Annotated in this window: 20 protein-coding genes and 2 tRNA genes; 4 read left to right on the forward strand and 18 right to left on the reverse strand. The window is 31.4% G+C overall.

Going from position 1 to position 18850, the window contains the following annotated elements; translation table 11 throughout:
* Positions 1-5 precede the first annotated feature (5 nt).
* The 8 genes from scpA to C7448_RS13740 form a co-directional block, all read right to left on the reverse strand.
* A complete protein-coding gene (gene scpA / locus C7448_RS13705; RefSeq protein WP_115901989.1) occupies positions 6-2069 on the reverse strand; it encodes a methylmalonyl-CoA mutase in 2064 nt (687 codons plus the stop codon).
* Entirely contained in the window at positions 2062-2712 is a 651-nt protein-coding gene (locus C7448_RS13710) for a hypothetical protein (protein ID WP_115901990.1), read from the reverse strand. Before C7448_RS13710 ends, scpA begins: the two co-directional genes overlap by 8 nt.
* A complete protein-coding gene (locus tag C7448_RS13715) occupies positions 2705-4051 on the reverse strand; it encodes a methylmalonyl-CoA mutase subunit beta (protein WP_115901991.1) in 1347 nt (448 codons plus the stop codon). Before C7448_RS13715 ends, C7448_RS13710 begins: the two co-directional genes overlap by 8 nt.
* The gene (locus tag C7448_RS13720; RefSeq protein ID WP_115901992.1) at positions 4044-4367 is read right to left on the reverse strand and encodes an FtsB family cell division protein; all 324 of its coding nucleotides are present in this window, start codon (positions 4365-4367) and stop codon (positions 4044-4046) included. Before C7448_RS13720 ends, C7448_RS13715 begins: the two co-directional genes overlap by 8 nt.
* A gap of 1 nt (position 4368) precedes the next feature.
* Positions 4369-4974 carry a uridine kinase gene (gene udk, locus C7448_RS13725; RefSeq protein WP_115902054.1) on the reverse strand — a complete coding sequence of 202 codons (606 nt, stop codon included), beginning with the start codon at positions 4972-4974 and terminating at the stop codon, positions 4369-4371.
* Between the two features lie 98 nt (positions 4975-5072).
* Positions 5073-5146 (reverse strand) — tRNA-Thr (locus tag C7448_RS13730).
* A 166-nt stretch (positions 5147-5312) separates the two neighbouring features.
* A tRNA-Pro gene (locus C7448_RS13735) sits at positions 5313-5387 on the reverse strand.
* A gap of 146 nt (positions 5388-5533) precedes the next feature.
* Positions 5534-5764: a hypothetical protein gene (locus tag C7448_RS13740; protein ID WP_115901993.1), complete on the reverse strand. Its 231-nt coding sequence runs from the start codon at positions 5762-5764 to the stop codon at positions 5534-5536.
* Positions 5765-6125: 361 nt separating this feature from the next.
* Between C7448_RS13740 and C7448_RS13745 the strand changes: the two genes are divergently transcribed.
* Positions 6126-6737, forward strand: a complete 612-nt coding sequence (locus tag C7448_RS13745) for a DUF1684 domain-containing protein (RefSeq protein WP_115901994.1) — start codon at positions 6126-6128, stop codon at positions 6735-6737.
* A 31-nt stretch (positions 6738-6768) separates the two neighbouring features.
* Here the strand turns inward: C7448_RS13745 and C7448_RS13750 are convergent, their stop codons facing one another.
* The 5 genes from C7448_RS13750 to C7448_RS13770 all read right to left on the reverse strand — a co-directional run bounded on the left by C7448_RS13750 (position 6769) and on the right by C7448_RS13770 (position 10685).
* A complete protein-coding gene (locus tag C7448_RS13750) occupies positions 6769-7473 on the reverse strand; it encodes a crotonase/enoyl-CoA hydratase family protein (RefSeq protein ID WP_115901995.1) in 705 nt (234 codons plus the stop codon).
* A 55-nt stretch (positions 7474-7528) separates the two neighbouring features.
* Entirely contained in the window at positions 7529-7921 is a 393-nt protein-coding gene (crcB, locus tag C7448_RS13755; protein WP_115901996.1) for a fluoride efflux transporter CrcB, read from the reverse strand.
* A gap of 154 nt (positions 7922-8075) precedes the next feature.
* On the reverse strand, positions 8076-9101 hold the full coding sequence (locus C7448_RS13760) for an SRPBCC family protein (RefSeq protein WP_115901997.1): 1026 nt from the start codon (positions 9099-9101) through the stop codon (positions 8076-8078).
* Positions 9102-9151: 50 nt separating this feature from the next.
* On the reverse strand, positions 9152-10123 hold the full coding sequence (locus C7448_RS13765; RefSeq protein WP_115901998.1) for a DoxX family protein: 972 nt from the start codon (positions 10121-10123) through the stop codon (positions 9152-9154).
* Between the two features lie 16 nt (positions 10124-10139).
* Positions 10140-10685 carry a DUF1599 domain-containing protein gene (locus C7448_RS13770; RefSeq protein ID WP_115901999.1) on the reverse strand — a complete coding sequence of 182 codons (546 nt, stop codon included), beginning with the start codon at positions 10683-10685 and terminating at the stop codon, positions 10140-10142.
* Positions 10686-10765: 80 nt separating this feature from the next.
* On the opposite strand from C7448_RS13770, the gene folP reads away from it, so the two are divergent.
* Together folP and cdaA are read left to right on the forward strand one after the other, a co-directional pair.
* Positions 10766-11584, forward strand: coding sequence for a dihydropteroate synthase (gene folP, locus C7448_RS13775; RefSeq protein WP_115902000.1), 819 nt, complete (start codon positions 10766-10768; stop codon positions 11582-11584).
* Between the two features lie 83 nt (positions 11585-11667).
* Positions 11668-12450: a diadenylate cyclase CdaA gene (gene cdaA / locus C7448_RS13780; RefSeq protein WP_115902001.1), complete on the forward strand. Its 783-nt coding sequence runs from the start codon at positions 11668-11670 to the stop codon at positions 12448-12450.
* Positions 12451-12496: 46 nt separating this feature from the next.
* Here the strand turns inward: cdaA and C7448_RS13785 are convergent, their stop codons facing one another.
* The 3 genes from C7448_RS13785 to truA form a co-directional block, all read right to left on the reverse strand.
* Positions 12497-12940 carry a hypothetical protein gene (locus C7448_RS13785; protein ID WP_115902002.1) on the reverse strand — a complete coding sequence of 148 codons (444 nt, stop codon included), beginning with the start codon at positions 12938-12940 and terminating at the stop codon, positions 12497-12499.
* 70 nt (positions 12941-13010) lie between these two features.
* Positions 13011-14777, reverse strand: a complete 1767-nt coding sequence (locus tag C7448_RS13790; protein ID WP_115902003.1) for an ABC transporter ATP-binding protein — start codon at positions 14775-14777, stop codon at positions 13011-13013.
* On the reverse strand, positions 14777-15511 hold the full coding sequence (gene truA, locus C7448_RS13795; RefSeq protein ID WP_115902004.1) for a tRNA pseudouridine(38-40) synthase TruA: 735 nt from the start codon (positions 15509-15511) through the stop codon (positions 14777-14779). Before truA ends, C7448_RS13790 begins: the two co-directional genes overlap by 1 nt.
* 246 nt (positions 15512-15757) lie before the next feature.
* Between truA and C7448_RS13800 the strand changes: the two genes are divergently transcribed.
* Positions 15758-16255 carry a metallophosphoesterase family protein gene (locus C7448_RS13800; RefSeq protein ID WP_115902005.1) on the forward strand — a complete coding sequence of 166 codons (498 nt, stop codon included), beginning with the start codon at positions 15758-15760 and terminating at the stop codon, positions 16253-16255.
* Here the strand turns inward: C7448_RS13800 and C7448_RS13805 are convergent.
* Together C7448_RS13805 and C7448_RS13810 are read right to left on the reverse strand one after the other, a co-directional pair.
* Complete coding sequence (locus C7448_RS13805; RefSeq protein ID WP_115902006.1) at positions 16238-18100, reverse strand: sensor histidine kinase; 1863 nt, start codon at positions 18098-18100, stop codon at positions 16238-16240. The two genes, C7448_RS13800 and C7448_RS13805, sit on opposite strands and share 18 nt — an antisense overlap.
* Positions 18097-18765, reverse strand: coding sequence for a hypothetical protein (locus tag C7448_RS13810; protein ID WP_115902007.1), 669 nt, complete (start codon positions 18763-18765; stop codon positions 18097-18099). Before C7448_RS13810 ends, C7448_RS13805 begins: the two co-directional genes overlap by 4 nt.
* Positions 18766-18850: the final 85 nt, after the last annotated feature.

Raw genomic sequence — 18850 nt, forward strand, 5'->3', positions numbered from 1 at the left:
TTATTTTATTCTTCGGTGCTATCAATTAAAATAGTTAACATGTCAATGGCTGCTTGTGCAATTTTAGTTCCAGGGCCAAAAACACCTACAGCACCAGCATCAAACAAGAATTGATAATCTTGTGCTGGAATCACACCGCCAACAATAACCATAATATCTTCACGTCCATATTTTTTTAGCTCAGCAATAACTTGAGGAACTAATGTTTTGTGTCCTGCAGCTAATGATGAGATACCTAATATATGTACATCATTTTCTATAGCTTGTTTGGTGGCTTCTTGTGGTGTTTGGAATAAAGGGCCAATATCTACATCAAAACCTAAGTCAGCATAACCTGTTGCTACTACTTTAGCACCTCGATCGTGGCCATCTTGTCCTAATTTTGCAATCATAATACGAGGACGACGACCTTCTAACTCCGCAAATTTATCTGCTAATTCAGTAGCTTTTTTAAATAATTCGTCATCTTTTATTTCTTTACTATACACGCCTGATATGGTTTTATGCACTGCTTTATGACGCCCAAAAATAGTTTCAAGAGCATCTGAAATTTCACCTAATGTAGCTCTGTTTCTTGCAGCTTTTACAGCTAAATCTAATAAATTTCCTTCGCCTGTTTTTGCAGATTCTGTTAAATCATGTAAAGCTTTGCCAACTTCTGTTTGATTTCTGTTTGATTTTAAGTTGTTTAGTCTGTCGATTTGAGATTGACGCACTGCTTCGTTATCTACCTCTAAAATATGTAAAGGATCTTCTTGTTTTAATTGATATTTATTAACACCAACAATTACATCTTGACTACTGTCGATTTTGGCTTGTTTTATGGCAGCAGCTTCTTCAATACGCATTTTCGGAATTCCTTTTTCAATGGCTTTGGTCATTCCGCCTAATTCTTCAACTTCTTGAATTAACCCCCATGCTTTATTGGCAATTTCTTCAGTAAGTTTTTCTACATGATAACTACCCGCCCATGGGTCTACAGTTTTTGTAATATGGGTTTCTTGTTGTAGGTATATTTGTGTGTTACGAGCAATACGTGCTGAAAAATCAGTTGGTAAGGCAATTGCTTCATCTAAAGCGTTGGTGTGTAAACTTTGTGTTCCTCCAAAAGCAGCAGCCATCGCTTCAATAGCAGTACGAGCTACATTGTTAAAAGGGTCTTGTTCCGTTAAACTCCACCCACTGGTTTGACAGTGAGTTCTTAATGCTAACGATTTTGGGTTTTTCGGATTGAATTGCTTTACGAGTTTTGCCCAAAGCATTCTTCCTGCTCGCATTTTGGCAACTTCCATAAAATGATTCATACCAATTGCCCAGAAAAAAGATAAACGAGGAGCAAAAGTGTCAATATCCATTCCTGCTTCGAGTCCTTTTTTGATGTATTCTAATCCGTCAGCTAACGTATAGGCTAATTCAATTTCTGCGGTAGCGCCAGCTTCTTGCATGTGGTATCCTGAAATAGAAATTGAATTAAATCTCGGCATATTTTCAGAGGTATATCTAAAAATATCAGCAATAATTTTCATTGAAGGAGTAGGTGGGTAAATATAAGTGTTACGCACCATAAATTCTTTTAAGATATCATTTTGGATAGTTCCTGATAATAACTCAGGAGCTACACCTTGTTCTTCTGCTGCTACAATATAAAAAGCCAAAATAGGTAATACAGCTCCGTTCATTGTCATAGAAACCGACATTTTATCTAAAGGGATCTGATCGAACAAAACTTTCATATCCTCAACAGAATCAATAGCAACACCTGCTTTTCCCACGTCACCTTGTACACGTTCGTGATCTGAATCATACCCTCGGTGAGTAGCTAGATCAAAAGCGACTGATAATCCTTTTTGACCAGCAGCTAAATTTCTACGGTAAAAGGCATTACTTTCTTCGGCAGTAGAAAAACCTGCATATTGACGAATTGTCCAAGGTCTACGAACATACATGGTAGAATACGGCCCACGTAAGTTTGGAGCGATACCAGCAACAAAATCTTCGTGTTTAAAGCTTTTGTTTTTTTGCTTTTGGTTATTGGTTATTTGTATGTTTGATATATCTTTTCTACTCATTTTTATTCAATGTGTTTAATATAGCATAGTAGAGTTCAAAAGCTATAAAAGTTCTAAGAGAGTGTTCTTTAAAACTATTCTCTTTAAGGTGTGAGATTGATGATGCTGTTAGCATAGAAGAGCTATCCGTAACCAGTCTAAAAGTTATAACTAAATCTTTTAAGTCTTGATTTTTGGATTTGTTTAATAGAAATTCTGAATACTCATCAAAATAATTAATGCTTAAAATATGGTCAGTTGATTTTAGAGAAGCATAATATTCTTTTGTAGCTTCATCGTCTTTACTATGGTCTGTATTAACTCCTTGATTAAAGTCAGAACGTTCTCTTTTATCTTTGTTGGTTATCCAAATATAATTGATTAACTCAGTTTTAGAAATTTTCAATAATTCAAGTTCGTCTTCGGTAGTTATTGTATTGAATGTTTTTTTATTGGAAGCGATATCTTTAATGTACTTAGGGTAGGCTTTAAAGGCTTCGTCAGGGTTAATAGAGTAGTAAGAACAAATTTGATTCTCAAAAGAATCAACCATCAATTTAATAAGTTCAGTTTTTGGAATGTTACTAAAGCCTTGAGCATTTAAGGTTAGCGTCCCAAAAAGTAATGGAATGAAAACGGATATGTTAATTAGTTTTTTACTCATTTTGCAAACGTTCTTGTTCTAGCTTTTCAGCTAATCGTTTTTGAATAATAGGTTGAATTAAGGTTTTTTCGTTACGAATTTTCAAGAAAGGAGAAACTTCTAAATCGTTTTTCATCTTGTCATTTTCGTTTTGAATTTTGTTTGTGCCAAGTAACACTAATTCTCCTGAATCAAATAACTGTTGTTCTTTATCAGCTGATTCTTTTATTTTTCGTTGGATGACTCCTTCTTTCAGTTGTTTTAAAAAACCACCACCTTTTTCTATTAACTTAAAAACTTCTAGTGCTTTTTGAGCAAGTTGTTGGGTGATTGTTTCGATGTAGTATGCACCATTAGCAATGTTTTGTGCTTCTGCTAGTTCACTTTCTTGTTGTAAAATCAATAATTGATTTCTTGAAATACGCTCTCCAAACTCATTTGGTTGATGAAAAATTTTATCGTACGAACTATTGACTACTGTACTTGCCCCTCCTAAAATAGCACTCATACATTCTGAAGTTGTACGAAGCATGTTTACATTATAATCATATAAAGTTTTGTTGCGTAAACTAGGTTGTGCGAAAATGTGAGCGGTTACTTCAGTATTATATTCTTTTAAAAGAACATTCCATAAAATTCTAAAAGCTCTTAGTTTGGCGATTTCAAAAAAGTAATTACTTCCTACTGAAAAATTAAAGTGAATATTATTCGCAATTGAACTTCCAAAGTGATGTAAGTATTCATTTGCATGTGCCAAAGCATACGCTAACTGCTGAGTGATTGTTGCTCCTGCATTTTGATAAATTGAAGTATCAACACAAATAGCATTTTTAGTAGTTTTTGTTATCTCTTCTAGTTGTGTATGGTCGTTTTTAAGGTTTGAGTACCAGTTTCCAGAACTCGCTAAGTTTCCTATAATGTCTATATTTAAAAAACAATTGTCAGAGTTTATAAAACTAGCTAATTCTTTGATGAATTCTGAGGATAAAAAACTGAAAGTAAAGTAAAGTAAAGTTTTTTGAGGGTCAATTCCTTTTAGTAAGGTTTTGTAGTCGAACTCTTTTTTCGCCTTAAATTCAACGGCGTTTGCTCCTCTTTGAATTGAGTCGATAGCAAATAAGTTTGCTTTTTCTTCATTTTCAATATTAATAGATTGGCAAATAGCAAAACCTTTGTTCGGGGTGTTAACTTTGGTGTTGGTTCTGTCTTCTTTAGTGTAAAAAGGTTTTACAGTAATACCTTCTTCAGTTTTCCATAAAAGGGTATCGTTATAATCGGCACCTTTTAGGTCTACTTGTATTTTTTGCTTCCATTCTGCGGGGGTAACACCTTGAAATTCGTCAAATAAATAGTTACTCATTACTTTTTATGGTATCAAATTCAATAATATAAATATCTTCATCTTCTTTCTTCATTAAATATTTTTCTCTAGCATAGCGTTCTAGTTGAAGAGAGTCTTGTAGTTGCTGTATAGTTTTTTTATCTTTTTTTATTTTCTTTTCATGATAATTAATCCAACTTTTTAACTCGTTGATTTCGCTATTAAACTCTCTATGTGTAAGGTAAGAATTTTCATCAAAAAAAAGCATCCATACCACAAATACGGTGAGTATAATCACATAAATATTAGTAGCTATTTTAAAGGAAGGTTTGTTTTTTATTGATTTAAAACTCATGTTATAAACGGTCGTTAATTACAGTTCTTACAATGTCTATGGCAACAGTATTATATCTGTCGTTAGGTATAATAATGTCAGCGTAATTTTTTGTAGGTTCAATAAATTGTTGATGCATGGGTTTTAAGGTATTTTGATAACGGTTCAAAACTTCATCAACATCTCTACCTCGTTCTTTAATATCTCTCTTTACACGTCTAATTAAACGTTCATCAGCATCGGCATGAACAAAAACTTTAATGTCACACAAGTTACGAAGTTCTTTGCTATTAAAAATCAAAATTCCTTCAATTATAATAACTTTTCTAGGGTGTGTTTTTATAGTGTCTTTGGTTCTGTTATGAGCAACAAACGAATATACAGGTTGTTCAATAATGCATCCGTTTTTTAATTCAGTAAGGTGTTGAACCATTAAATCAAAATCGATTGCTCTTGGATGATCAAAGTTTATCTTAGTGCGTTCTTCGTAAGTTAGATTATCTGTTTGCTTGTAGTAAGAGTCTTGAGAGATAACGCATACTTCGTCAGCAGGAAGCTCGTTTATTATTTGGTTTACTACCGTGGTTTTTCCACTTCCCGTACCTCCAGCAATACCGATAACAAATATATTTTTCATTAAGTTTTTGTAAAAATAGAGTTATGACAAATTTAGCAAATTAAGTGCATAAAAAAAGCGCTAACTTTTTGTTAGCGCTTTTAGTTTTGAGCCGATGGAGGGACTCGAACCCACGACCTGCTGATTACAAATCAGCTGCTCTAGCCAGCTGAGCTACATCGGCATTTGCTTTAAAAGCGTGGCAAATATATAATGTTTTTTGAAACTGAAAAAACTTTTTTTAAAATTTTTTAAAGGGCGTTTTTTGTAATAGTTTTAGGTGCTTTTTAAGTGGTTGAATTAGAGTTTGTTTGGTTTTTAAGGGAGGTGTGTTTTTTTAAGAAAAGAAGTCGGGATGAGTGGATTCGAACCACCGATCTCTGGTCCCCCAGACCAGCACTTTAACCGGACTAAGCTACATCCCGATACTACAAATATATTTAAAAAAGAAAAAGTTCTAAGTAATTTACTTAGAACTTTATCAAGAATAAATATTATAATGAGAGTGGTAGTTGATGAAACTACTATTCTTATGTATATATTATAAACGAGCTTAAAGGTTGTTTATTGTTTAAGCTGTTAAAGGTTTTCCTTTTAAACGTTTTTCAATACGTTGTTTTACAGCTGTTAAACGCTTCATTAAGTCCATTAACGTGCTGTCTTTTGTTTGTTTATATACCTCATTAATCTCTAGAATCAGAGCTTTTGCTTCTCTAGAGGCTAGTATTCTATCACTAGTAGTAATGAATTTGAATTTTCTGTTTTCAAACTCTTCTGCCTTATTGATTAATTCTGAATTCATAAAATTTACCAATTTAATTTAAAATTTCTTTATTAGGTTTTGTCTGATAAAAGATATATGCCTAAAATAACTGGGGCGGCAAATATATAGGAAACTTTCTGTTTACAAACAAACAAGTCCATCAATTTGATTTATTAGTTAATAAGTTTTTTTTATAAGATAAAAAAATCTTTTTTCACACTATCTTATATCAGGTATAAGTATTATCTATAAATATAAATGTAACGATTTTATTTTGTTATTTCAAATTATTAGTAGAAAATTAACAGTTTTCACCTGTTTATTTAATGATTTTTTAAGGAATGGTAAGGTTTTAGTTTGAATACAGTATTTTTGTAGCGAGTTAAAACATAGAACTAATATGAAGAAAATATTACTATTAATTTTTACTGTTTCAATACTGTCTTGCAAGAGTCAAGGTAAAAGAGCTGTTTTAGGAGAGTCTGATTTTCAGAAAGAAATGAATACTAAGTTTAAAGATGCTTCTAGGTCACCATTAACTAAAAAAGGATTGAAAGAGTTTAATGGGTTAAATTTTTTTCCTATTAATGAGAAGTATAAAGTAAATGCTAGTCTAGAATTGTTACCGAATGCTCCTGTTTTTAATTTTCCTACTACAACAGATAGGGTAGTGTTATACAAAAAGTACGGAATATTATCTTTTTCTGTTGATGGAGAAGAGTTTGAGTTGGCAATTTATCAAGATGTAAAGCCTGACCCAGAATATGCTAACCATTTATTTTTACCTTTTTTAGATAATACGAATGGAAAAACGTCTTATAAAGGTGGTCGTTTTATAGATGTTTATACAACAGATATAAAGGATGATGGTACTATTGTAATAAATTTTAATGAAGCTTATAATCCTTACTGTGCATATAGTGATCGTTATTCTTGCCCAATTACACCAAGTGATAATTATTTAGATGTAGAAATTAAGGCAGGGGTGATGTCTTATGAAAAACCTAATTAAATAAAAAAGTCCTGCAATCTGCAGGACTTTTTTATTTAGAAGGAGGTGTTAAGCCTTCTTCACTGTCTTGTTTGATAGCTTTTGCTAATGAGTCTAAATAAGACTCTCTTACTTTTAACTTGGTCTCTTTATGTGCTTTCTTATTTAGTTTAGAAAACATTTCAGCAACCTTTACTGCTGTGGGTAGTAAGTGTTCTTGGGGAACAACTTTATCTAAAAAACCAGCGGTAATAGCATTTTTAGGGTTGTATATTTCTGAGCAACTAACGCTTCTTTCGAAATAAACAGGAGCTAAACGTGCTTTTGCTATCTCAATTCCAGCATTGTGCATGGTCATACCAATTAAAATTTCGTTCAATCCGATTTTAAAGTCACCTTCAATACCTAGCCTATAATCAACAGATAGTAGTAAAAAAGCTCCTTTGGCAACTGCGTGCCCAGAACAAGCTGCAATTATTGGATAGGGGAAAGAAAGCATTCTGTGTGATAATTGAGATCCTTTGGTTACTAGTTCTAAAGCTGATTCAGGAGATTGCGTCATGCTTTTTAAATCGTAACCTGCAGAGAATATCCCTGGTTGTCCTGTTAATATTACTGGTTTTTCTTCTTTTTCAGCTTTATCAAAAGAGATGTTTAAAGCGTCAATCACTTCATGAGAAATAGCGTTAGCTTTTCCGTTTGTAATAGTAATTATTACGTAGTTGTCTTCTGATTTGTATTGTATAAGTTCGCTCATTTATTATATAAAATTTACTCACAAAGTGAGGTTGGTTTCAAGGTTATGGTATTGTTTAAATTGCTTGTGGATTCGTCCAAAGATAATTTACTAAGTAAATCCCTGCAAAAACAGCTAAAAACCCGAAAATAAAACTTGCTATTGTGTATGTGGCAAAAGAGGTAAAGTCTCCAGATTTTAAAAAGACATGATTTTCATAAGCAAAAGTAGAGAAAGTGGTAAAGCCTCCACAAAAGCCAGTAGCTAGTAATAGGGTGTGATTTTGTGTTAGTGTTTCATTTTTGACAGCAAGTCCTAAAATAATACCGATAAGTAAGCTCCCAAGAATGTTGGCTGCAAAAGTTCCATACGGAATTCCTGTTTGCGAACTATTCAGGGTTTTTCCAATAATATATCGTAATACGCTTCCTGCTCCGCCGCCTATAAAAACTAATAATAACTGTTTCACAAAAAAAATATTTCTAAGTTAATAGCTTGGTTTTACTCTTTTTATTTATGAGAGATGTTGAAAAAATCTTTACAAGAGTTTTTCATATCATTGCGAAAATAAGAAAACCTCACAAATTTGTGAGGTTTTAATTATGAATAAGTTGTAAAATCAGTTATTCTACAGGGTAATAAATATCTGTTTGAATTTCTTCAGGTTTAACCGTTGTAGGGTCATTTACATATAGTTCCCAAATAGGCCAATTTTGTTTGAGATTATTCTCTTTTAAGTATGCATCGATTTTCATATGTGCTTCGTAATCACCATCACCATAATTTCCAAATTTAGAAATCATAACACTATTACCAGCAGGTAAGTTAATTGTTTCCATCCCTTTGTCTGGTGTGATAGATTTGTGTAGTAAAAGACCTATATAAAACTCTGTTTCGTTATTGGTTTCATCATACTTGGTGTAAACAGCAGCAGGAATAAAATCATCCTCACTTAATCCGCTCTTAACAGCGTACGTACCCGCTTTTGGCATATCTTGCATAAATAATTTGGTCATTTCTTCATGATTAATCTTTGTTTTATGCGGGTAACCGATAAAGTTTTTCTCAGTAAGCTCTTTGGTTGTTACTTGACTTGTGGAAAACTTAGGAGCTGCAGGAACAGTCTCTAAGATTACTTTTTCAAGATTGTTAAGTCCTTTTTCTTCCATAGGACCAAGCATATTGTTCCAGCCTCCTGATAACGCTGCAAAAAATTTGAAAATAAACGGATTATTATCGGCTTTCATTCCCCAAGTTACTTTTGTGCCTTCAGAAACTTCTTCAAACGTCCAATAAATATCTCCCGGTTCATAATCACCAAAAGCTATTTTTTGGTTGATAGATTTGTTAGGAACTACAGCAACAGTTTCCATTTTCCCAGGTCCTTCTTTGCTCGTCCAACTATCAGACGCACCAACTCCTACTGTTTTGTCCCCATAAGTAACTACAATAGTAGTGTCTTCTTCATGCCAAGGTCCCCATTTTTCCCATGTCTTTAGGTCGTTAACGGTGTTGAAAACATGGCTTACTGGAGCTTTGATAATCTTATTTCTACTTACATCATAACTGCTAGAAAAGGTAGCTACGTAAATGAGAAATATAACAATTAAGGCGACTAGGAGTAGAAAAAAATACTTTATAAACTTCATGATTATAGTTTTTGATTGAGTTATAAAGTTACTGATTTTTAAATTATTATCTATAATTCCACATCGTTAGTATCCGTCCAGTTCCACTTCCCAGCAATAATTCCGTTTTTTACGGTAACAATACCAGGGTTAGCTCTAATTACTGTTTTTAAAGCAGTTTCGTCACAAAATCCGAAAGTATAAGGAAGTCCGTACTCTTTTTGAATTGTAGCTAAGTCTTCAATATAGGAAGCCGTTAATATATAAACTTCATAACCTTGTTCGCTAGCTTTTTTTGCTACTTTAGAAACTTCAGTAATTCCCTCTTTTTCTGTCTTGTCAAGGTTAGACATTATAATGAGCATAGCTTTTTCTTTAGCTAGCATTTCTTCTAATTTGTCACCTTCATCTGTTTCTATCATGAAATCATGTATAGGAGGAAGCTCGTCGCTATTTTCTGGGTATTCCATTCCTTTAGCAATATCCGTTCCTATAGAATAAGCTCTAAAATCAATAATTGGTAAGTGTTGTAAAACATAATAAGTTACAACTAGTGATAAAACAACAGAGGTAATGGTTGTTAAAGAAGCAAACTTATTTGAAATTAAAGGTTTAATATATTTAACTCCTAAAATAAGAATGACTATAAAAAACATAAAAACAACATTTTTATAAAATGTTTCTTTAGGTGTAAGTTTTAAAGCGTCACCAAAGCAACCGCAATCTGTAACTTTATTGTAGGTGTATGAATACCAGGTTAAAAATAAGAATATTAGGTTTATACCAAATAAACTCCAAACGGTAAATTTTGCTTTATAGCCTACTAAAAGCATAATACCTAAAACTAATTCGGTAACAATTAAAAGAATTGAGAATGGTAAAGCATAAGGAATTAAAAATTCTAAATTTAATACATCGGCACCAAAGTATTCTTCAAATTTATATTGAGATCCAATAGGGTCTACCAATTTTACAAATCCAGAGTAAATAAAAAGAAGACCTACAAGTACTCTTGAAATATGTGTTAACATTTTTAAAATCATAGGGGTGTTTTTTAGGTTAATTATCTGATTCAGAAAGGTGAATCATGGCAAAAATAGCATAATTAATCATATCTTGATAATTAGCATCAATTCCCTCAGAAACTAGGGTTTTGCCTTGATTGTTTTCAATTTGTTTTACACGAAGTAGTTTTTGTAAAATTAAGTCGGTTAATGAAGAAATTCTCATATCTCTCCAAGCTTCACCATAATCATGGTTTTTGTTTTCCATTAATTCTTTGGTAACCTTTATATGTTTATCATATAAGTTTGTAGCCTCTTCTGTTGTTAGATCAGGTTGCTCAACAATACCTAAATCAATTTGAATTAATGCCATTACCGAATAATTGATAATACCAATAAACTCTGATTTTTCTCCTTCATCAACTTTTCGTTCAGTATTTTCTTGTAATTGGCGTATACGTTGAGCTTTTATAAATATTTGATCAGTTAATGATGGAAGTCTTAAAACTCTCCAAGCACTACCATAATCACTCATTTTTTTTACAAACAAACTTTTACATTCTTCAACTACAGCATCATACTGTTTAGAGGTGTTCTGCATCTTTCTTATTTAAAAGTATTCGACCAAAAATAGTAAATATTACAAGCTTTTCATTTATTTTTACTTGGAAATTTAGTGTGATGACAATTAATTGTAAAGGAACCTTGGTAGATTTAACTAAGCCTAAGGTTATGGGGATTTTAAATGTAACTCCTGATTCTTTTTTTGATGGTGGTAAGTATAAAAATGAACGTGATATACTGTTACAAACGGAAAAGATGTTGTATGATGGTGCTACATTTATTGATGTTGGTGCGTATTCTTCACGTCCTGGAGCTAAACATATTTCCGAAGAAGAGGAACTAGAAAGAATGCTTCCTGTTGTAACGTTACTGGTGAAAAAATTCCCTAAAATTCTTATTTCAGTAGATTCTTTTAGAAGTAGAGTAGTAGAAGAATCGATATATGCAGGAGCTACCATGATTAACGATATTTCTGGAGGAAAGATGGATAAGCAAATGTTTGAAACAGTAGCAAAATTGCAAGTTCCATATATAATGATGCATATGCAAGGAACACCACAAAGTATGCAACAAAATCCGCAATATGAAAATGTGGTTACAGAAGTAATTTCTTTTTTTGCAGAACAGCTTTTTAAACTTAGAGCTTTAAAAGTAAATGATGTACTAATTGATGTTGGTTTTGGTTTTGGAAAAACGCTCGATCAAAACTATAAGTTACTTAAAGAATTATCGTTGTTTAAAAGTTTAGAAGTACCTATTTTAACAGGGGTTTCGAGAAAGTCGATGTTATATAAATTATTAAATATAACACCACAAGAAGCTTTAAACGCTACGACTGTAGCGAATACAGTTGCTTTGTTAAATGGAACGCATATTTTAAGAGTGCACGATGTAAAGGAGGCTATTGAAGCAGTTAAAATTGTGGAACAGTTGTAATAAAATCATTACATTTACTTATTAAGTTAAGTGTAGTGCCTACTAATTTGTTTTTAAAAGGCTAAAAAAACTTCAAAAAATTAATGAACTTGGATTTTATCGACTTTTCGTTCCTTGATGTGTTAGATATATTTTTAGTAGCAGTGCTACTTTATTATATCTATAAATTATTAAAAGGAACAGTCGCGATTAATATTGTAATAGGAATTGCTTTTATATTTTTGATATGGAAGGTAACACAGGCTTTACATATGGAAATGTTAAGTGGAATTTTAGGTTACTTACTTTCAGGTGGGGTCATTGCACTTATTATTGTGTTCCAACAGGAAATTCGAAAGTTTTTATTAATGATTGGAACTACTAATTTTTCAACAAAAAAAGGCTTTTTAAATCAGTTGAAGTTTTTAAAAACAGAAATTCATTCTGAAACAGATGTTGAAACTATTTTAATGGCTTGTGCTAACTTATCTAAAACAAAAACAGGAGCATTATTAGTTATTGAGAAAACAAATAATTTAGATTTTTTAATTAATACTGGAGATAAGATGAATGCTTTGGTTAATGAAGTTATTATTGAGAGTATTTTTTATAAAAACAGTCCGTTGCATGATGGTGCGACAGTTATTCGTGATAATTATATTGTGGCAACTCGAGTAATATTACCAGTTTCTAACAGTACTAAAATACCTTCAAGGTTTGGGTTACGTCACAGAGCGGCTATTGGTGTTAGTGAAAAAACCGATGCAATTTGTTTATTGGTTTCAGAAGAGACAGGAGAGATTTCGTATATAAAAGATGGAGAATTTGTATTGTACAAGTCATTAGAAGAACTCCATAGAAAATTAGAAAAAGATGTAATGGCATAAAAAAAACTCGCAATTTGCGAGTTTTTTTTATGATCTGTCCAAAAGATTATTGAGCAGGAGCCATTTTAGATTGAATAGCAGTCATAACTTCACTAAACTTTACAGCATCTTCTTGGCTTAAGTTACCAAGAATATCTTGTGACTTTTTAGCTAACTCAACACCTTTTTGAGCTAATTCAGAATTTTTTACAACATCACCTTTTGCATCAATGTATGTTTTAGCATACTCAGCATAAGACTGTAAGTATTCACCTACTTTTGGATCTTCAAATTCAGGAATTTCGACACCTTCGATTGTAGAACCTACAGCTTTAGCAGCTTCTTCAGTAGCCTCTTTAGCTTCTTCTGTTGCTTTAGTTGCAGCTTCTTTAGCTTCTTCAGTAGCTTTTTCTACAGTTTCTACAGCATCTTTAGCTTCCTCTTTAGTATTTTTACATGATGTTGCTAATAAAGCACCAACAACAAATACTGATAAAATTACTCTTTTCATCGTTTATTGATTTTTAGTTTTTAAGATTGAATAACAAATGTACTACTTTGATTGGTGTAAACAAATTTATTTACACCACTGTTTCATTATTAAACTGTTTTTCGTACAAATTCTTATAATAACCCTCATGTTTTTTTAATAATTGTGTATGATTTCCTTTTTCAACAATGCAACCTTTGTCCATAACGATAATCATATCTGCTTTTTTAATGGTCGCTAAACGATGTGCAATTACAATAGAAGTCCTGTTTTTGGTGATTTCATCAGTTGCGTATTGAATCATTTGTTCAGAATGTGTGTCAACTGATGAGGTAGCCTCGTCTAAAATTAAAATACTTGGCTTACTAACATAGGCACGTAAAAAGGCAATTAATTGACGTTGACCTGAAGATAACATGCCCCCGCGTTCTTTTACATTATAATGATAGTTGTTAGGAAGAGTCATTATAAACTCGTGAATCCCTATCTGTTTTGCTGCTATTTGAACTTCTTCAAGAGAAATGTTTTCATTGTTTAAAGTAATGTTGTTTAAAATACTATCTGAGAATAAAAATACATCTTGTAATACTACAGCTACTTTTTGACGTAAAGAAGTTATTTTGTAATCTTGAACAGGAATGTTATCAATAGATATTTCACCACTATCTATTTCGTAAAAACGATTTATAAGATTAATTATAGTTGATTTACCTGCACCTGTAGCTCCCACAATGGCAACTGTTTGTCCTTTTTTAACATTAAAACTAATTCCTTTTAAAATTTCTTCTCCTTTTATATAGCTAAACCGTACGTCTTTAAAGTCAATAGTTCCTTGTATGTTATTAGCAGTAATCGTTCCATTTTTGTCTATAGAGCTTTCAGTATCTATTATATTAAAAACACGTTCACCAGCTACAATTCCCATTTGTAGTTGATTAAACTTATCAGCTATTTGCCTTAAAGGTCTAAAAAGCATTTGAGCCATTTTTATAAAACCAATAATGGCACCAACACTTACAGCTTTGTCTTCAACAACTTGTAAACCACCATACCATACAATTAAGCCTATTGCTATTGAAGATAGTATTTCGGCGATAGGGAAGAAAATAGAGTAGTACCATACAGTTTTAACATGTGCTTTTTTATGTTTATTGTTAATATCAATAAAATTTTTGTACTCAATTTTTTCTCTATTAAAGAGTTGGACAATTTTCATTCCTGTAACTCTTTCTTGTACAAAACTGTTTAGGTTTGCTACTTGGTTACGAACATCTTGAAAGGTAGATTTAATTGCTATTTGAAATAGTTTAGTAGCGTAAATTAACACAGGTAGGGTTGCAAGTGCGATTAATGCTAGCTTCCAGTTTGTATAGAACATTACCATGATTACTACAATCATTTTTAAAACATCGCTAACAATCATAAAAACACCCTGTGTAAAAAAATTAGCAATGGTTTCTATATCTGAAACAACACGAGTTACTAACTTTCCAACTGAAGAGTTATCAAAATACCCCATCTTAAATTGAAGTATTTTCCTAAAAGTTTTAGCCCTTATATCTCTAATAATATGTTGACCTACCCAGTTTGCATAATAGATAAAACTAAACTGAAATAATACTTGAATAAGTAAAACAACAATCATGGCAATTGTAAAATACAACAGTCTTGTAATGTCTTTGGTTACTGTAAAGTCGTCTATGGCCGTCATTAAAATGACAGGAGTTAGTACCGCAAATCCCGCTAGTAAAATGGTAGATAATGCCGCAATTATAAATCGTACACGGTATTTTTTTGCAAAACTCATAAGTCGTGCAAAAATTTTAATATCAAATGCTTTTCCTGTTGTTTTACTCACTATATATAGTCGTATTTTACTTTTGTTAAAAATAAACCTTTTGCAGGAACTGACACTCCTGCTTTGCTTCGATTTTTACTTTCTATAATGTTTTTAAAATCATCTAAAGTTATTTTTTCTAAACCAACCTCAATCAAGGTACCTACTATAGCACGAACCATGTTTCTTAAAAAACGATTAGCACTAATATGAAAGGTTAGTTCATTTCCACTTTTTATCCATTTTGCATTAGTTACTGTGCAATTAAACGTATGTACATCTGTTTTTACTTTTGAAAAACATTTAAAATCTTCATAATCATAAAGAATTGTAGCAGCTTTATTCATCAATTCTATGTTTAATTGCTGGTGGTGTAATTGCCAAGTAGTATCTAACAAAAACGGATTTCTACCTAGCCAAATTTTGTATTCATAGCTTCTGCTAAGTGCATCAAAACGAGTATGAGCATCGTTATGCATTAATAGTGTATTAAATATAACAATATCATCAGGTAAAATAGCATTCAATTTGTAAGTGAAATTATCGTTCAGTGAAGTTTCCACATCAAAATGAGCGAACATTTGTGATGCGTGTACACCAGCATCAGTTCTTCCTGCACCAACAATGTTTACTTCTTTCCTTAAAATAGTGCTAATAGCCTTGTTTATTTTTTCTTGAACTGAAATCGCGTGTGGCTGTATTTGCCAACCGTGATAATTTTTTCCGTTGTATGCTAATTCAATAAAATACCTCAAGAAGTGTAAAGTTTTAAAGAGCTAAATTATAAAAATCTAATTTGAAAAGGGCTAGAGAAAGAGGTTAAAATAATGTTTTTAGGTTTTATTAACATATGTTAACAGATTAACTGAATGTTTGTGCTATTTTTGTTCACTTTTAAAATAAGATAGTGAATTCCCCTTTCATTAAATCCCCTTAGTATAAAGAAATCCATGATGTAATGTCGTGGATTTTTTATTTTATAATTCATTAGCTTTGCCTTAATGAAGAAAATTTTACTCCTTTCTGATACACATAGTTTTATTGATGATCAAATTTTAAAGTTTGTAAAGCAAGCTGATGAGGTTTGGCATGCAGGTGATATTGGAGATTTACAGGTTACTGATATAATAAAAAGCTTAAAACCACTTAGAGCAGTGTACGGAAATATTGATGATAAAAATGCTAGGGCAGAATTTCCGTTAGACAATAAGTTTATTGTTGATGGTGTTTCGGTTTGGATAACTCATATTGGAGGTTATCCGAATAAATACAATCAAAGGGTTCGAGAAGAGTTAAAAAGTAATACACCACAATTGTTTATTTGTGGACATTCACATATATTAAAGGTTCAGTACGATAAAAAACTAAATTTACTTCATTTAAATCCAGGAGCGGCAGGAAACCATGGATTCCATAAGGTTAGAACTATGTTACGTTTTGAAATAGATAATGGTAGTGTAAAAAATATGGAAATTATTGAGCTAGCTAACAGAGGTTAATTTATTGAGTTTTTTTTCTTTACTAAGTATAGGAACAGCAATATGTATAGAAGTACCTACATTTATTTCAGACTTAATAGTTAGTTTACCATCCATCATATGAATTCTAGCTTCAACTTGATTAAGACCAATGCCATCAGAAAAAGAAGAAGACGAGGTAGAAAATCCTACCCCATCATCCTTAACGAGAACGGTTAGTTGATTCTTCTCTTCTTTTAAATCTATTTGCGCATGTTTAGCTTTACTGTGCTTCAAAATATTATTGATTAACTCTTGAATCACATTAAATATTTTTATTTCAAATTCTTGGTTGTATCTATTAATGTTTTTTGCAGAAACCTCAAGTTTTAACTGGCTGTTAGAGTATTTTTTAACAACGTCTTTAATTGCATATTCTAATCCGAATTTTAGTAAAATAGAAGAAACTAAATTATGAGACAAGTCTCTTACTTTTTGCGACGCTTCAGAAATTATAGCTTGTGTTTTTTCTATTTCTTGAGGGGTGTCTCCATTAAATTGTTTTTTTGTAGCAGTTAAATGCATGTTTGCTGATGAAAGTAATGCACTAACATTATCATGCAATATTTCTGCAATAAGTTTTCGTTCAGTTTCTTTTCCGTCTATGGTAGCGTTAAGAATTTTAACCTGTGCTTCAGATCTTACTTTTTCAAGGTTTTGTTGTTGTATAAGTTTACTTTCAGATAGTTTAAGACGTAGATTTTTTTGACGAAGCTTGTAGTTGTAAATGATTACTCCAGAAACTATTAAAACTAAAAAACTTAAAGCACCAAAAAGCATAGAAGTTTTGGCTTCCTGAGCTTCTTCCAATTTTCGCTGTTCTTCTACTAAAGCTGTTTTTTCTTTTTCTAAATTTACTTCTTGTTGAGCATAAATTTCCTCAATCATTCTTCTTATTTCCTTATCTCTTAAATCATCCTTAATATTATAAGATTTTTCCTGATAATCATAAGCAGTATAGTCTTTTAAGAGGTATAGTGTCCATGCCAGATTAAAGTATAGACTAGACTTAGTTTTGATAGATGAGACATCATCTATACCATTAATAAGTTTAAGAGCTTTAAAGTAAGTTTCTTTGGATTTTTCTAATTCTTTTTTTTCTAAATAAATATTTGCGAGATTCCCTAAAGCACCAGCCTTACCAACGTTGTTGTTAATGCCCTCATATAAATTTATGGACTCATTTATATAAAACTCAGCTTTGTCATATAGTGAGTCTCTAAGGTATATAGTTGAAAGGTTATTGTTGATTTTTGCTTTTATTATTCTAGCTTTTTTAGATTTAAAAGTACTATTAATAGCTTTTTCATAATAAAGCATTGCACTATCCTTATATACTTTTGAATTTATAGAGTCGTTCTCTTTTAGAACATGGTACGCACTACCAATTTTTTGTAAATTAGTTATTTCAAGGTCATTATAAGAATTAGATTTGGGTAAGTTTAAATCTTTCTTTTTGTCTGAAATGAATGATTGTTTGTGTTTTTTTATATATTCATTACTAGTGGTATAGAACTCTATAGCCTTTAAGTATGAATGGTTTTCAAAATATATTTTACCAATGAGGTTATTAATTTTTGATGAAAGAAGGTAATCTTTTTCAGATCTACTTTTTCTTAGTAGTAATAAAGCTTTATCTAAAGCCTCAGTATAGTTTTGGGTTGAATATAAACTATCTATTTTATCAAAAGTTAAAGAATCTTTAAGCTTGAGATAATTATTACTGAATTCTTTATCATTTAAACCTTTATTTTTTTCTTGTCCAAAAGAAATATTAGAAAAGAAATAAAATAAAAATAATATGTATGCTGTTAGTTTTAAATTCACGATTGAATTATTACTTCAGGTTTTTTTGTTACAGTAGCAACTGCATCTTTTAATAATTTTCCAGAAAGCTTATGGTTAACAAAATTTAACTTAAGCACTTTATCCGATCCAGTTTCTAACTCTCTTGAAAATGTGTTTTCTGTAGCTTTACCATTAGATAGGTGGATCTCATAAATTTCAAGTTCTTCATTATAAAGAAAATCGGTGGTAACATTATCGTTGACTATAAACTTTAATAAATATGTTCCATTTTCATTAGCTGTAATACTATACGAGTTTAAAAACTCAGTAATTCCTTTAGCAAATGTAATGTTTTCATCTTTTACAGATATTTGTGTTTGTTTACCTTTATTAGTCTCTAAGAAACCAATCTTTAAATGATCATTTTCAATAGAAAAATCATTAGAGTGTTTTGTGGCAGTTTTTTGTGCAGTTTCAGCTAAAACAATTTCTTTAGAGTTGTCTACATTAGTCAATGTAGTTACATCGGTATTGTTAGTTGTATTGAAATCGATAGAGTAGGCCCCAGTTGCATCTCTTTTAAGAGTATATGATTGTAATAAGTTTTCAGGACTATTCTCTATAACTTCCGCTTCGTTAGAAGAACAAGAAGCAAAAATAACACTAAGGCTCAAAGCAAGGAAATAAGGAGTAAATTTTTTCATGACTTATGGTGTTTATTATTGAGATTAGATTAAAAAAAATAGCGATGTACTTAGGATAGATGTTAAGAGACGGGGGACGATATCT

This window comes from Tenacibaculum gallaicum, from assembly GCF_003387615.1.
Lineage (GTDB): Bacteria > Bacteroidota > Bacteroidia > Flavobacteriales > Flavobacteriaceae > Polaribacter > Polaribacter gallaicus.

Coding starts and splice junctions, on each gene's coding strand:
- C7448_RS13770 (WP_115901999.1), bottom strand. CDS start 10,685: ATGCAGAACACCTCTAAACAGTATGATGCTGTAGTTGAAGAATGTAAA.
- C7448_RS13715 (WP_115901991.1), bottom strand. CDS start 4,051: ATGAGTAACTATTTATTTGACGAATTTCAAGGTGTTACCCCCGCAGAA.
- C7448_RS13720 (WP_115901992.1), bottom strand. CDS start 4,367: ATGAGTTTTAAATCAATAAAAAACAAACCTTCCTTTAAAATAGCTACT.
- C7448_RS13810 (WP_115902007.1), bottom strand. CDS start 18,765: ATGAAAAAATTTACTCCTTATTTCCTTGCTTTGAGCCTTAGTGTTATT.
- C7448_RS13740 (WP_115901993.1), bottom strand. CDS start 5,764: ATGAATTCAGAATTAATCAATAAGGCAGAAGAGTTTGAAAACAGAAAA.
- C7448_RS13710 (WP_115901990.1), bottom strand. CDS start 2,712: ATGAGTAAAAAACTAATTAACATATCCGTTTTCATTCCATTACTTTTT.
- C7448_RS13760 (WP_115901997.1), bottom strand. CDS start 9,101: ATGAAGTTTATAAAGTATTTTTTTCTACTCCTAGTCGCCTTAATTGTT.
- cdaA (WP_115902001.1), top strand. CDS start 11,668: ATGAACTTGGATTTTATCGACTTTTCGTTCCTTGATGTGTTAGATATA.
- scpA (WP_115901989.1), bottom strand. CDS start 2,069: ATGAGTAGAAAAGATATATCAAACATACAAATAACCAATAACCAAAAG.
- C7448_RS13785 (WP_115902002.1), bottom strand. CDS start 12,940: ATGAAAAGAGTAATTTTATCAGTATTTGTTGTTGGTGCTTTATTAGCA.
- C7448_RS13745 (WP_115901994.1), top strand. CDS start 6,126: ATGAAGAAAATATTACTATTAATTTTTACTGTTTCAATACTGTCTTGC.
- C7448_RS13765 (WP_115901998.1), bottom strand. CDS start 10,123: ATGATTTTAAAAATGTTAACACATATTTCAAGAGTACTTGTAGGTCTT.
- C7448_RS13800 (WP_115902005.1), top strand. CDS start 15,758: ATGAAGAAAATTTTACTCCTTTCTGATACACATAGTTTTATTGATGAT.
- C7448_RS13750 (WP_115901995.1), bottom strand. CDS start 7,473: ATGAGCGAACTTATACAATACAAATCAGAAGACAACTACGTAATAATT.
- folP (WP_115902000.1), top strand. CDS start 10,766: ATGACAATTAATTGTAAAGGAACCTTGGTAGATTTAACTAAGCCTAAG.